The organism is Phaeobacter sp. JH20_02, assembly GCF_048056915.1.
Taxonomy (GTDB): domain Bacteria; phylum Pseudomonadota; class Alphaproteobacteria; order Rhodobacterales; family Rhodobacteraceae; genus Phaeobacter; species Phaeobacter bryozoorum.
In genome coordinates this window covers 54,055-67,539 of the sequence record NZ_JAYMVP010000022.1, presented here as the reverse complement: position 1 = coordinate 67,539, position 13,485 = coordinate 54,055, and the positions used below count along the sequence as shown (strand labels likewise).

Here is a 13,485-nt window from a genome sequence, read left to right as displayed (position 1 = left end):
CCCGCCCCGCGGCACAGGCGTCGATTTGAAACACCGCGCGGGAAATTGTGACCGAAACCGGAGCAGGATTGCCGCTCTAGCGGATTGAGCCGCGCGCCGCGCCCTGTCATAGCTTGGCCATGAAACTTGCAATCAACGGATTCGGCCGCATCGGCCGCGCTATTCTGCGCCAGATCCTGACGACGCCGCGCGGTGCCGGGATTGAGCTGGTCTGCATCAACGATATCGCACCCTTGGACATGTGCGCCTATCTGTTTCAATACGATAGCACCTTTGGCCCCTATCCCGATGCGGTTGCGATCGAGGGCAACAACCTGCGGATTGCCGACCGGGTGATCCGGTTCCACCAGACAGCCGACCTCAGCACGCTGGATCTGACAGGCGTCGATGTGGTGCTGGAATGCACCGGCATCGCGCGAACATCGGATGTGGCGGGACGGGGGCTGACGGCCGGGGCGCGCAAGGTGCTGATCTCCGGCCCCTCGCCCGCCGCCGAACGCACGATTGTGCTGGGCGCAAACGAGGCCGATCTGGGCGATGGCGCGATCATCTCCAATGCCTCCTGCACCACCAACGGGCTGGCTCCGCTGGTCAAGCTGCTGGACATGCTGCTGGGCATCGACAGCGCCCATATGACCACGATCCACTGCTACACCAATTCGCAGCCGATGGTGGACGCACCGCGCGGCGATTTTGCCCGCTCCCGTGCCGGGGCGCTGTCGATGGTGCCGACCACGACCTCTGCCACCCATCTGATCGACGAGGTACTGCCGCATCTGGCTGGTCGCATCAGTGGTGCTGCGGTGCGGGTGCCAACCGCCAGCGTGTCTGCGGTGGATCTGGTGGTCAGGACCAGCCGCCCGATGGCGGCAGACTTCGCCGATGCCACCCTGCGCACTGCGATCGAGGCTTCGCAGGTTCTGGGATGGACCGAGCAGCCACTGGTCTCATCCGATCTGCGTGCCCGAGCTGAATCGCTGGTCCTGGCCGGGCCGGAAACCCGTCGGATCGGCAATCACCAGCTGCGGGTGTTTGGCTGGTATGACAATGAATGGGGATTTTCCGCGCGAATGCTGGATATGGCCGCGCTGATGGCAGGGCAGAGCTGAAAAGAGGCGACTGTCTGCGACCATGAACAAAGGGGCCGCGCATATCTGCTGCGGCCCCTGTTCGTTGCACACTCAAGAGCTGCGGTTACTCGCCCGGCAGGCTACCGCGCCCCTGTCCTGACAGGCCGCCAGAGACCTCTTCCGTGGCCTCGCTGGCAAGCTCCTGCGGCAGCACCAGATTGAGCACAACCGCAATGAGCGCCGCCGGCAGCAAGCCCGAGGTCATCAGGACCCGCAGCGTATCCGGCAGGTGCTGCACCGCACCCGGTTCCAGCTGCAGCCCCAATCCGATGGAGAGGGAAATGGCAAAGATCACCATATTGCGGCGGTTCCAGTCGACATCCGACAGCATCGAAATACCAGCAGCCACCACCATGCCGAACATGACGATGACACCGCCTCCCAGCACCTCAATCGGAATGGTGCGGATGATCGCGCCAACCTTCGGGACCAGCCCGCAGAGGATCAGGAACAGCGCGCCGATGGTGACCACATGACGGCTCATGACGCCGGTCATGGCGATCAGGCCCACGTTCTGGCTGAAGGAGGTATTGGGCAACCCGCCAAACACGCCCGCCAGCGCCGAGCCGAAACCGTCCGCATAGGTGGCACCGGAGATCTCCTTGTCGGTGGCTTCCCGGCCTGCACCGCCACGGGCGATACCGCTGACATCGCCCACGGTTTCAACCGCCGATACCAGCCCCATCAGGCAAAACCCGACAATCGCGGCAAAGGAAAACTCGATCCCGTATTTGAACGGCATCGGCAGCGCAAAGGCGCTGGCGCGCGACCAGCTGGTGCCAATGGCCTCGACCGTGACCATGCCCATCATCATCGCATAGAGATAGCCGACAATCAGCCCGAGCAGCACCGCCGAGATCGACAGCATCCCGCGGGCAAAGAACTTCAGACCCAGGGTGACGATGATCACCACCAGCGCTGCCGACCAGTTCAGCAGCGAGCCATATTCCGGTGTCCCGATCGCTGGCACGCCTCCGGCGGCATATTGAATGCCGACCTTGACCAGCGCCAGACCGATCATCGTGACCACCAGCCCGGTGACCAGCGGCGGCAGGGCAAAGCGGATACGCCCGATCACCAGCCCCAATGCGGCATGAAACAGCCCGCCGATCAGCACCCCGCCGAATAGCGCCGCCAGCGCATCAACCCCCTTGCCCGCGACCAGCGGGATCATGATCGGCAAGAAGGCAAAACTGGTGCCCTGCACAATCGGCAGCGCCGCACCAATCGGCCCGATGGTCAGTGTCTGCAGCAGCGTCGCCGCCCCGGCAAACAGCATCGACATCTGGATCAGATAGAGCAGTTCGGGAAAATCGGGGGAATTAGAGCCAAAGCCAAATCCCGCCGCCCCGGCCACGATGATCGCCGGGGTGACATTTGAGACAAACATGGCCAGCACATGCTGGATGCCCAGTGGCACAGCCTTTGCCAGCGGTGGAGTGTAATTGGGATCGCGCAGCTGCGCCGGCGTTCCGATTGAGCCATCGGCCATGGATCTGGTCCTCTCTGTTGTTGCTTATTCTGTTGGTCTTGGTCGGTGTTGTGATGACACTCTCATTTGGCGGAGTGCCTGTTGCGAAAGAAAAAGGCGCAAGACCCGCTGGGTCGCTGCGCCTTTGATTGTCAGATCAGGGTCGGATCACCTGATAGGGGCTTTCAAACCAGTGTTCTTCCAGATTGGCGCCCTCTCCGATCCGATCCACCACGGCAAACAGGCCCGGCGCCGTCAGGGGCGTCAGCACCCCGTGCCAAGTGCCCCGGTGGAAGTTGATCGCCTGTCCGGGTTGCGTTTCAAAGGCAAGCGGCAGTCCCGGCACACCACCGCGATCCGGGGCGACGATCACCAGAAATCCGGTTTCACTCATCGGGATGAAGGCCTGACTGCCGTCCGGGTGGCGCTCGACCATCCGCAGTGGCATCGGCAGTTCACGCGGCTCGGCGTTGAACAGGCTGAGACCCGCACGACCGGCGCTGAACTCCATGGTGGCCCGATCGTGATACCGTCCGCAGAGCCCCTGGTTGATGATCTTGTCCGGCGCTCCGGTGCAGTCGATCAGATCGCCAAAGGGGGCAAAGCCCTCGGCTGTGATCGGCTGGATCTCAAGCATCTTCATCGCGGTCTCCGGCATAGCTGGCAGTCCCTCACGGCAGCACATCCCGCAGGCGGAACTCGGCGATACGTTCGACCTGCCGACAGGCTTCGGCAAATTCGCTGTCGCGATCATTGGCGATACGCCGTTCAAATGCTGCAAGAATCGACGTCTTATCGTGGTCGCGCACCGCAATGATGAAGGGAAAGCCGTGTTTTTCCACATAGGCGCTGTTCAATTGCGTAAACCGTGTGCGTTCCGCATCAGTCAGCGCATCCAGCCCGGCGGAGGCCTGCTCGCTGGTGCTCTCCGCCGTGAGACGTTTGGCGGCGGCCAGCTTGCCTGCGAGATCCGGGTGCGCTGTCAGCACGCCCAACCGCTCCGCCTCGCTGGCAGAGCGGAACATCCGGCACAGCGCATTATGCAGCCCTGCCGCGCGGTCATGGGCTGGTCCCAGTTCCAGACCATGCGCCCGTTCGGCAATCCAGGGGGAGTGTTCAAAGATCCCGCCATAGGCCTCGACAAATCGCGCGCGGCTCATCTGGCTGGGGCGTTCACGGCGCTGATGTGGATGGGTTTTCGCCCAATGATCCGCGATATCAATGCGGCGCGGACACCAGACCCCGTCGACCCCCCGGATATAGTCGATAAACCGTTTCAGCCCCGCTGCCTTGCCGGGGCGGCCGATCAGGCGGCAATGCAGCCCGATCGACATCATTTTCGGCGCACCTTCTTCACCCTCGGCATAGAGCAGGTCAAAGGCGTCCTTGAGATACTGATAAAACTGTTCGCCAGTGATGTAGCCGGGTGCGGTGGCAAAGCGCATGTCGTTGGCTTCCAGCGTATAGGGGATGATCAGCTGATCGCGTTCGCCGACCTCCAGCCAATAGGGCAGATCATCGTCGTAGGTGTCCGAGATATAGTCAAAACCGCCCTCCTCCGCCACCAGACGCACGGTGTTCTCACTGCACCGGCCAGTGTACCAGCCACGCGGACGCTCTCCGACCACCTCGGTATGCAGGCGGATCGCCTCGGCAATGGCGGCGCGTTCGTCGGCCTCTGCCATATCCTTGTGTTCGACCCATTTCAGCCCGTGTGACGCGATCTCCCACTGCGCAGCCTTCATCGCCGCGACCTGTTCGGGAGAGCGCGCCAATGCGCTGGCAACACCATAGATGGTGACCGGGATATCCGCAGCGGTGAACATGCGATGCAGCCGCCAGAACCCGGTGCGGGCGCCGTAATCGTAGATCGATTCCATGTTCCAGTGCCGCTGTCCTGGCCAGGGCGCCGCCCCGGCGATGTCAGACAGAAACGCCTCCGATCCCGCATCGCCATGCAGGATATTATTCTCCCCGCCCTCTTCATAGTTCAACACGAACTGCACCGCGACCTTGGCATTGCCGGGCCAGGCTGCATCGGGCGGCGTCGCGCCATATCCGATCATGTTGCGGGGGTATCTGTTCATTGCCGGGGGCCTCTTTTCAAACAACTCCAGGTCATTACTATGGCAGAAGATCACGGCTATCTTTCAAATTTTCCCGAATACACTATCAGATTGCACAGGTTTGCAGGCCCCGCCGCCATCAGGCAGAGGTAGCCCCATAGCAGGAGGACTTAAGAATGAGCACAAGGACAGAGCCCGGGTATCTCACCACACATGTGCTGGACACCGCGCGCGGCTGCCCCGCCGCCGGACTGCCGATCCGGCTGTACCGGCTGGATGCAGGCGGGCGCACCGAGATCGCGCAGATGCTGACAAATGCCGATGGGCGGACCGACAGTCCGATCCTGCCGAAGAAGGATTTTGTGACCGGTCTCTACGAGCTGGTGTTCGAGGCCGGGGAATACCTGCGCACCAACGGCCAGGCCTCCGGCGAGATGCTGTTTCTGGACGAAATTCCGATCCGCTTTGGCATCACCGATGAGAGCGCGCATTACCACGTGCCCCTGCTGCTGTCGCCTTTCGGCTATTCCACCTATCGCGGCAGCTGAGCGCCGCCGCGCCCTGGCGCGGCCATGCCCAACGGACACGGCGCTCCGACAGGAGCGCCGGGGCGGGCGGGAGCTGCTGCGGGTCGCTCAGGTCTCGGGCGTTCCTGCCTGCGCGGGGTCGGCAGCACGCCCCGGTTGCGCGCCATCGACACGCAGCCCATCGACACGCAGCACTGAGGCCAGCCGCGCGGTCATATATTCCATGAACAATCTGGTCTTCGGATCCTGATGGCGGCGATGGGTATAAAGACAGGCCAGCTGGACGGGCACCGGTGGTGTGGCCTCGGCGACCGGCACCAGACGTCCTGCCGCCAGATGCTCGGCAACCTCGAAGAGGGGTTTCAGGATCACGCCCTCCCCTGCCAGCGCCCAATCGGTCAGCACATCGCCATCATCGCATTCGTAGCGCCCGCTCACCGCAAAACGGCGCGGGCCATCGCCGGTCTGCAACAGCCACTGAAACTCGCTGGCGCCGGGGTAGCGCAGGTTCAGACAATTATGCCCATCCCGCAGCAGCGCGTCACCATCTGCGGGCAACCCGCGCCGCGCGACATAGGCGGGCGCGGCGCAGAGCACCCGCTGGCAATCCGCAATCTTGCGAATGCGCAGGTTGCTGTCCTCTGGCTGGCCCAGGAAGAATGCCAGATCCAGCCCCTCGCTGGTCAGATCCACCGCACGGTCCGACAGCCGCAGACGCAGGTTGATCTCCGGGTAGGTGGCCAGGAATTCCGGCGTCTGCGGCGCCAGCAGCCGCCGCCCCAGCCCCAGAGGTGCCGCCACAAACAGGGTGCCGCGCGGGGTATCGGTCAGATGCATCACCCTGGCCTCCGCCAGATCCACCGCATCCAAAACCGCAACCGCCCCGTCATAGAAGGCACGCCCCTGCTCGGTTGCGGTCAGATTGCGGGTGGTGCGCTGGAACAGCCGCACGCCGAGGTATTCCTCCAGCTGCGAGATCCGCGCCGAGGTGACTGCAGGCGACACCCTGAGGTCGCGCCCTGCGGCCGACATCGAGCCCAGTTCATAGACCCGAACGAAGGTGCGGATATTGTCGAGGTAAGACATGACAGAGGCCTGCGATTGTTCCAGATTTTTTGATACAGTTTGGCAGTATATGGGAATACCGAAGAAACCCCGCTTTGCCTAGTGTGGCGGGGCTGCGCTAGGCCAGATTGCGCCCCGCCCGGCCCGAACCACCGGGCGGCATCGGCGCCCGCAGGACGCGCAGCGACTGACTGTTAACCCAGCCCCGGCCGCAGCAATGCGCATTGGGCGACAAAGGACCGGATCTGAATGTTTGAGCTGTTGATGATGTGGGATTGGCTGGGCTTTGCCATCCGCTGGCTGCATGTGATCACCGCCATCGCCTGGATCGGCTCCTCCTTCTATTTCATCGCGCTGGATCTGGGGCTGCGCAAGGCACCGGATCTGCCGGTGGGCGCCCATGGCGAGGAATGGCAGGTCCATGGTGGCGGTTTTTATCACATCCGCAAATATCTGGTCGCTCCCGCCGAGATGCCTGACCATCTGACCTGGTTCAAATGGGAAAGCTATATGACATGGCTTTCGGGTTTTGCGCTGTTGATGGTGGTCTATTGGGTCGGCGGCGAGCTGTATCTCATCGACCAGTCGAAGGCGGATCTGGCGCTGTGGCAGGGGATCCTGATTTCAGCCGCGACGCTCTCGGTGGGCTGGCTGGTCTATGACCGTCTGTGCAAATCCGGTCTGGCTGAGCGCCCGACCCTGCTAATGGTGCTGTTGTTCGTGATGCTCGTAGCCATGGGCTGGGGTCTCAATCAGGTGTTCACCGGTCGCGCCATGATGCTGCATCTCGGTGCCTTTACCGCCACCATCATGACGGCGAATGTGTTTTTCATCATCATGCCCAACCAGCGCATCGTGGTGAAGGATCTGCAGGAAGGCCGCGCGCCGGACGCCAAATATGGCAAGATCGCCAAGCTGCGCTCGACCCATAACAACTATCTGACGCTGCCGGTGGTGTTTCTGATGCTGTCGAACCACTACCCGCTGGCATTTGCCAGCGAATACAACTGGCTGATCGCGGCGCTGGTGTTCCTGATGGGGGTGACCATCCGGCATTATTTCAACACACGCCACGCCCGTGCCGGTGATCCGACCTGGACCTGGCTGGCGACGGCGCTGTTGTTCCTGGGCGTGATCATCCTGTCGTCGCTGGGGCTTGAGCATGAGGGCGACGATGCCCCGGAGGAGGCGGCGCTGAGCGGCACCGCGCTGACCATGGCCCAGACCGAAGGCTTTGCCGAGGTGCATGAAATCGTTCTGGGCCGATGCAGCATGTGCCATGCCCGCGAACCCTTCTGGGACGGGATCCGCACCGCCCCCAAGGGTGTATTGCTGGAGACCGAAGCGGATGTGGCCCGCCGCGCCGGTGAGATTTACCTGCAGGCGGGTGTGACCCATGCGATGCCACCTGCCAATATCACCTATATGGCGCCCGAGGATCGCGCTGCGATCCGGGCCTGGTTCCGCGCCGCGCAGATGTAGCCGGTCGTCAGCCCGTCAGCTCCAACCCGGGGCGCGCATCAGCGCCGATCTGTCGCCGATCTGTCAGAGGCTTGATCACGAATTGGCGCGGGAACCTATCACGCGAGATTGACGTTACACACCGGGTTTGCCCTATGTTAGGTCTGATCCCGGTCCACATGTCTCGGTGGCGTCAGCGCCGATCCGCCCGAGACCGGGGACCGATCTTGTAGCCTGTCCGGAGCGTCCCATGTTCTATCGCCGATCCTTCCGCCGCTCCCTTTGCCATGTCACTCAACCTCGGGGTTTTGCTCAGCTGGGCCGCAAGGCCGCCCTGGCAACGGCCTTGTTCTTTGGCGGCACATTGGCGCTGTCTGCGGCGGACGCCCGGCTGGTCGCGCCGGGGTCGGACGGCGATTTGCGCGACCTCCTGCAGGATGCTTCTGCCACGCTGGCGACCAGCGCACGCGGCGAGACCGGCGTGCAGCCGCTGATGGCGGCGGCGCTCTCGGATTATCGCACGCTGGTGCAGGTGCTTTACGATCAGGGATATTTCTCACCGGTGGTGCAGATTAGCGTCGATGGGCGCGAGGCGGCCCGGATCCAGCCCCTGAACCTTCCGCGTGAGATCAAGAAGATAGATATCACCGTCAAGGCAGGTCCGAAATTCACCTTTGGCACCGCTGAGATTGCCCCCCTCCCACAGCGGCGAGCGGTTGAGATCCCCGAAGAATTTGCCACCGGTCGCACCGCCACCACCGCAGTCCTGCGCGATGCCGCAAACGCGGGTGTGGAAAACTGGCGCTATGCCGGTCACCCGCAGGCCAAGGTCGGCGCGCAGTCGATCACCGCCAACCATGTGGCCGCCAGACTGAATGCGAGTCTGCGCCTGGCGCCGGGACCGCAGCTGCGTTTTGGTCGTTTGAAACTGGCCACACCCTCGAACGTGCGGGCAGAGGCGATACAGCTGATCGCAGGCTTCCCGACAGGCGAGGTGTTTCACCCCGATCTTCTGTCGCGGTCCGTGACACGGTTGCGCCGCACCGGGGCTTTTGCCGCTGTCACCATTCGCCCTGCCGAACGCGCCAATCCCGACGGTACGCTGGATTATGTCGCCCGAATCGAGGATCAGCCGCCCCGGCGATTTACCTTTGGGGCTGAGCTCAGCTCCTCTGACGGGCTGGAGGTGAGTGGTTCCTGGATGCACCGCAATCTCTTTGGCGGTGCGGAGCGCCTGCGATTTGAGGCCCGGTTGTCGGGCATTGGCAGTGCAAATGATCTGGACGGGCGCGTGGCGCTGCGGCTGGACCGGCCTGCCGCTTTTGGTCCCGACGACAGCCAGTTCTACCTGCTTGAGGCCGAGAGGCTGGACGAAGAACATTACACCGCCACCCGTGGACTGGGCGCGGTCGGTCTGCGCCGGGTCTATTCCGACCAGCTTTTTGCCGAGGCCTCCGTTGGCTTTGAAAGCGTGCTCGCCGAAGACGTCTTCGGCAAGCGACGTTTCAAATATCTGGTCGGGCAGCTGCGGGCGGAATACGACGGGCGCGACAGCAGCCTGAGCGCCACCAGCGGATATTATCTGGATGCCCGCGCCCTGCCCTTTGTCGGCATTGATGGCAGCAAATCCGGGCTTCAGCTGAAATTCGACGGACGCGCCTATAAGGCGCTTGGCAGCAGTGACCGCATCGTACTGGCCGGGCGGTTGCAGATGGGATCGGTGATCGGCCCCTCGCTGTCTGATGTTTCGCCCACCCTGCTGTTTTACTCCGGCGGCGCAGGATCGGTGCGCGGTCAGGAGTTCCAGTCGCTGGGCGTGCCTGCGGCGGGCGGGATCTCCGGCGGGCGCGGCTATCTGGCCCTATCGGGCGAGGTACGCGGGCGGATCGGCGAGAAATTCACCCTTGTCGGCTTTTACGATGTCGGGCTGGTGGATGCGGAGAGTTTTGTCTCCTCGGACTCGGCCCGACATGCCGGCGCCGGGTTCGGGCTGCGCTACGACGTGGCCGGGATCGGCGCTATCCGTCTGGATCTGGCCTATCCGGTAGACGGTGGCAGCGACGACGGCTTGCAATTCTACATCGGGATAGGACAGGCATTTTGAAACATCTTCTCGCAGCCCTCCGCCCTGCCACCCTGTTCTCGCCGCTGCTCGTGGCTGTGGCGCTGACAATGGCCCCTCTTGAAACACCCGCGCAGGAGCGCCAAGAGAGCGGTGGCCTGCTGGTTGATTTTCTCGAAGACACGCTCTCGGGCGAGAGCCGCGCGATCCGCGTTACCGGCCTGGAGGGAGCGCTGTCCTCTCAGGCTACGCTGCAAAAGCTGACCGTGGCAGATAGCGAAGGCATCTGGCTGACCATTGAGGGCGCAGAACTGGACTGGAACCGCCTAGGCCTGCTGCGCGGTGATTTCTCCATCAACACGCTAAAGGCGGATCGCATTCATATCGAACGCGCACCCGCTGCGCCGCTGGACGACCCCAACCTGCCAACCCCCGAGGCGGCGCCGTTCCAGCTGCCGGAGCTGCCGGTGTCGATCAATATCGGTGAAATCAAGGTTGGGCGGCTGACACTTGGGCAGGATCTGGTCGGGGTGGCGGCGGTGCTGACCCTTGATGGTGCGATGAGCCTTGCCAATGGCGCGCTCGACAGCGCCTTACAGATCACCCGGTTGGACCGCGACAGTGATCAGCTCACCCTGGAGGCGGGTTTTGCCAATGACACCGGCAATATCACGGTTGATATGGTGTTGCAGGAGGAAGACGGCGGGCTTGTGTCCACCGCGCTTGGCCTGCCAGGCGGCCCCGATATCCGTCTCGCCCTGCAAGGACGCGGACCGGTTGAGGATTTCAGCGCCGAACTGGCACTGGATACCGACGGCACCCGACGCCTCGGCGGTACTGTTGTTCTGTCGCCTGCCGGCGACGCCCCGGCGGATCCCAGCGCGGGCAGCCGCCCCATTGGCTTTCGTGCGGATCTGAACGGCGATATCACCGCGCTGGTCGATCCGGTCTATCAGCCGTTCTTCGGCCCAGACATGCGCGCCCGGCTGCGCGGCCAGACCCGCGCCATGGGCGGGGTGATGATCGACGATCTGGCGCTTTCGACACAGGCGCTGGAGGTTTCCGGTTTTGTTGAAATGGCCGCCGGTGGCGAACTTGAAAGCGCCGATCTGAGCGCTGCGGTCACCCCTCCGCCGGGACAGGAAGCGGTGGTCCTGCCGGTGGCAGGCGGTTCGACCACGGTCACCGACCTTGCGCTCCATGCACGGAAACCCGCTGGCCGCGACTGGACCGTGACCGCACGGATGAAACGGCTGGCCAACCCCGCGCTGCGCATTGCCCGTGCCGAGTTGGAGATGACCGGCACCCTGGACCAGAGCAGCGGTCTGGCGCTGGATGGGCAGATCGCCGCCGCGCTGACCGGGCTGCGCCCCACCGCCCCTGCATTGGCCGAGGCCCTGGGGGCGGCAATCACCTTTGACGGGCAGGTCACCACAGATGGACCCGGCGCGCTGCGTATCACCAATATGCTGCTGTTGGGCGCGGATTACGGTGCGACCGGCGCGGTCACCATCGACGGTCTGGAAAGCGGGCTGCGCATCTCCGCCGATATTGACGCCAACGCCCAGAATCTTGCGCGTTTCTCCAGCCTTGCGGGACAATCTCTGGACGGGCGGATGACGGCAAAGGCCGTCGGCTCCACCACCCCGCTGTCTGGGGCCTTTGACATTGACCTCGCAGTTCGGGGTCAGGACCTCTCGGCGGGATTGCGGCCTGTCGATGACCTGATCGGCGGCACTACCACCATTGCGCTCAAGGCCGGCCGGGACGAGGCCGGGCTCAGCATCGACAGCTTCGCGCTGGAGGCCAAAGGGCTGACCGCGCGGGCCAATGGGCAACTGGGCAGCACCAGCGGCAACCTGTCCCTCGGCGCCACGCTGAAGCAGCTGGAGAAGGTCCTGCCGCAGGCCCCCGGAGCGCTGCAATTCAGCGCGGATATCACCCGCGAGAACCAGACGTTTTCTGGCATTGCGGAGCTGCAAGGCCCGAAATCCTCCCGCGCGGAGCTGACCGGCCAGATCAATATCAACGGCGATGGCGATCTGGAGTTCGACGCCGCGATCAACGCGCTTGAACGTTTTGTACCGACCCTCGCCGGATCATTGAGCGCCAAGGGCACTGCCAGCCGCCGCGCCGGGGTCTGGACCTTTGACGGCGCGGCCGAAGGACCGGCGGGGCTGTCGGCTGATCTCGATGGTACGGTCTCCGAAAACAAAGGGGACGCCGATATCACCTTTGACGCGCTGGTGGCCGAGGTACAGCGCTTCGTTCCCGGGCTGCCGGGGCGGCTGACCGCCGAAGGCACCGCCCGTCGCCGCGATGGGGTCTGGCAGATCGATAGCCGCGCGATTGGCCCGGCTGGCGTCACCAGCACCGTTGCGGGCAGCTGGGACGAGGTGCAGGGCCGTGCCGATATTGATGCCAGGGGACAGCTGCGTTTGGAGGGGCTGAACCCCTTCATGTCACCCAATCTGATCCGTGGCCCCGCCCAGTTCGATCTCTCGCTGGAAGGGGAGCCATCGCTGGCCAACCTCAGCGGGCAGATCCGTACCAGTGGGACGTCGCTGGCAATTCCGGCTGCCGCCCAGCGGATAGATGACATCACCGCCACCGTCTCTATTGCGCGGTCCAGAGCCGATCTTCAGCTGACGGCGCAGCCCCGCGATGGCGGCCAGCTGCGGGTCAGCGGACCCATCGGGCTGATCGCGCCCTTTGATGCGCAGTTGCAGATCGCGCTCACCAATGTCGGTCTCAGCGATCAGCTGTCCTATGACACGCAACTCTCTGGTGCGCTGTCTCTGACCGGGGGGCTGATCGGAACCAAAAGCCTGTCAGGGCGGATTGATGTGGGCGAGACCAATATCAACCTTGCGACCGCAGGCGGCTCCGTCACCGCAGCGCCGATCCCGGATATCCGCCATCAGGGTGAGCCTGCCGAGGTGCGCCGCACGCGCGCCCGTGCCGGGCTGATCAACACCGGCGGCGGCGGTGGCGGGGCTGGCCGAACCCTGCTTGACGTGCTGATCAGCGCGCCCAATCGCATCAACGCCCGTGGGCGCGGCGTTCGTGCCGAGCTGGGCGGCCAGATCCAGCTGCGCGGCAGCACCGCGAACCTGGCGCCATCAGGCCAGATCAGCCTGATCCGTGGCACCTTTGACATTCTTGGACGACGGCTGGCGCTTGATGAGGGGCAGATCACCTTGCAAGGCGACCTGCGCCCCTATCTGCTCTTGCGCTCCTCGGCAGCGACCTCCGAAGGCACCGCGACGCTCGAACTCTCCGGGCTGATCGACAGCCCCTCGATCAAGGTGACCTCCGAGCCGGAACGCCCAAGCGAGGAGGCATTGGCGCTATTGCTGTTTGGCGACAATATTCAGGACCTCTCCCCGCTGGCGCTGGCACGGCTGGCGAGCTCCGTGGCCACGCTCAGCGGGCGCGGCGGCAGCAATCGGGCCGAGAGCAAACTGCGCGATGAAACCGGCGCCAGCAATGTTGAGCTGGGTCTCGACAATATCGGCGCGGGCCTTCTGGATATCGGCGGCTATGTATCGGAGAACGTCTATACCGATTTCAATGTCAACACCCGCGGCGACAGTGAGCTGAGCATCAATCTGGATGTGAGCAAGAGCCTCACCGTCACCGGCAAGGTGGATGGCGAAGGCGAGACCGGGATCGGCCTCTTCTTCAAACGCGACTATTGATC

At 63.7% G+C, this 13,485-nt stretch carries 9 protein-coding genes; 5 read left to right on the top strand and 4 right to left on the bottom strand.

Annotated elements, in window-relative coordinates; translation table 11 throughout:
- Positions 1–119 precede the first annotated feature (119 nt).
- Positions 120–1,109, top strand: coding sequence for a type I glyceraldehyde-3-phosphate dehydrogenase (locus tag VWY34_RS07090; RefSeq protein ID WP_416544805.1), 990 nt, complete (start codon positions 120–122; stop codon positions 1,107–1,109).
- Positions 1,110–1,194: 85 nt separating this feature from the next.
- Here VWY34_RS07090 and VWY34_RS07085 read toward each other — a convergent pair whose 3' ends face one another.
- The 3 genes from VWY34_RS07085 to puuE form a co-directional block, all read right to left on the bottom strand.
- Positions 1,195–2,622 (bottom strand): uracil-xanthine permease family protein, encoded by a 1,428-nt coding sequence (locus tag VWY34_RS07085; RefSeq protein WP_340544553.1) that lies wholly within the window; start codon positions 2,620–2,622, stop codon positions 1,195–1,197.
- 136 nt (positions 2,623–2,758) lie between these two features.
- Positions 2,759–3,244, bottom strand: a complete 486-nt coding sequence (locus VWY34_RS07080) for an ureidoglycolate lyase (RefSeq protein WP_340546280.1) — start codon at positions 3,242–3,244, stop codon at positions 2,759–2,761.
- Between the two features lie 28 nt (positions 3,245–3,272).
- Positions 3,273–4,688 carry an allantoinase PuuE gene (gene puuE / locus VWY34_RS07075; protein WP_416544804.1) on the bottom strand — a complete coding sequence of 472 codons (1,416 nt, stop codon included), beginning with the start codon at positions 4,686–4,688 and terminating at the stop codon, positions 3,273–3,275.
- Positions 4,689–4,843: 155 nt separating this feature from the next.
- Here puuE and uraH point away from each other — a divergent pair, with 155 nt between their 5' ends.
- Positions 4,844–5,215 carry a hydroxyisourate hydrolase gene (uraH, locus tag VWY34_RS07070; RefSeq protein WP_340544551.1) on the top strand — a complete coding sequence of 124 codons (372 nt, stop codon included), beginning with the start codon at positions 4,844–4,846 and terminating at the stop codon, positions 5,213–5,215.
- A gap of 87 nt (positions 5,216–5,302) precedes the next feature.
- Here uraH and VWY34_RS07065 read toward each other — a convergent pair whose 3' ends face one another.
- On the bottom strand, positions 5,303–6,280 hold the full coding sequence (locus tag VWY34_RS07065; protein ID WP_416535528.1) for a LysR family transcriptional regulator: 978 nt from the start codon (positions 6,278–6,280) through the stop codon (positions 5,303–5,305).
- A gap of 228 nt (positions 6,281–6,508) precedes the next feature.
- Here VWY34_RS07065 and VWY34_RS07060 point away from each other — a divergent pair, with 228 nt between their 5' ends.
- From VWY34_RS07060 to VWY34_RS07050, 3 genes are all read left to right on the top strand, one after another.
- The gene (locus tag VWY34_RS07060) at positions 6,509–7,741 is read left to right on the top strand and encodes a urate hydroxylase PuuD (RefSeq protein WP_340544549.1); all 1,233 of its coding nucleotides are present in this window, start codon (positions 6,509–6,511) and stop codon (positions 7,739–7,741) included.
- 229 nt (positions 7,742–7,970) lie between these two features.
- Positions 7,971–9,824, top strand: coding sequence for an autotransporter assembly complex protein TamA (locus VWY34_RS07055; RefSeq protein ID WP_416544803.1), 1,854 nt, complete (start codon positions 7,971–7,973; stop codon positions 9,822–9,824).
- Positions 9,821–13,483, top strand: a complete 3,663-nt coding sequence (locus tag VWY34_RS07050) for a translocation/assembly module TamB domain-containing protein (RefSeq protein WP_416544802.1) — start codon at positions 9,821–9,823, stop codon at positions 13,481–13,483. The genes VWY34_RS07055 and VWY34_RS07050 overlap by 4 nt, the downstream gene beginning before the upstream one ends.
- Positions 13,484–13,485: the final 2 nt, after the last annotated feature.

Bases quoted from the DNA above. Each gene is read 5' to 3' on its own strand.
- VWY34_RS07090 (WP_416544805.1), top strand. From the start codon at position 120: ATGAAACTTGCAATCAACGGATTCGGCCGCATCGGCCGCGCTATTCTG.
- VWY34_RS07085 (WP_340544553.1), bottom strand. From the start codon at position 2,622: ATGGCCGATGGCTCAATCGGAACGCCGGCGCAGCTGCGCGATCCCAAT.
- VWY34_RS07080 (WP_340546280.1), bottom strand. From the start codon at position 3,244: ATGAAGATGCTTGAGATCCAGCCGATCACAGCCGAGGGCTTTGCCCCC.
- puuE (WP_416544804.1), bottom strand. From the start codon at position 4,688: ATGAACAGATACCCCCGCAACATGATCGGATATGGCGCGACGCCGCCC.
- uraH (WP_340544551.1), top strand. From the start codon at position 4,844: ATGAGCACAAGGACAGAGCCCGGGTATCTCACCACACATGTGCTGGAC.
- VWY34_RS07065 (WP_416535528.1), bottom strand. From the start codon at position 6,280: ATGTCTTACCTCGACAATATCCGCACCTTCGTTCGGGTCTATGAACTG.
- VWY34_RS07060 (WP_340544549.1), top strand. From the start codon at position 6,509: ATGTTTGAGCTGTTGATGATGTGGGATTGGCTGGGCTTTGCCATCCGC.
- VWY34_RS07055 (WP_416544803.1), top strand. From the start codon at position 7,971: ATGTTCTATCGCCGATCCTTCCGCCGCTCCCTTTGCCATGTCACTCAA.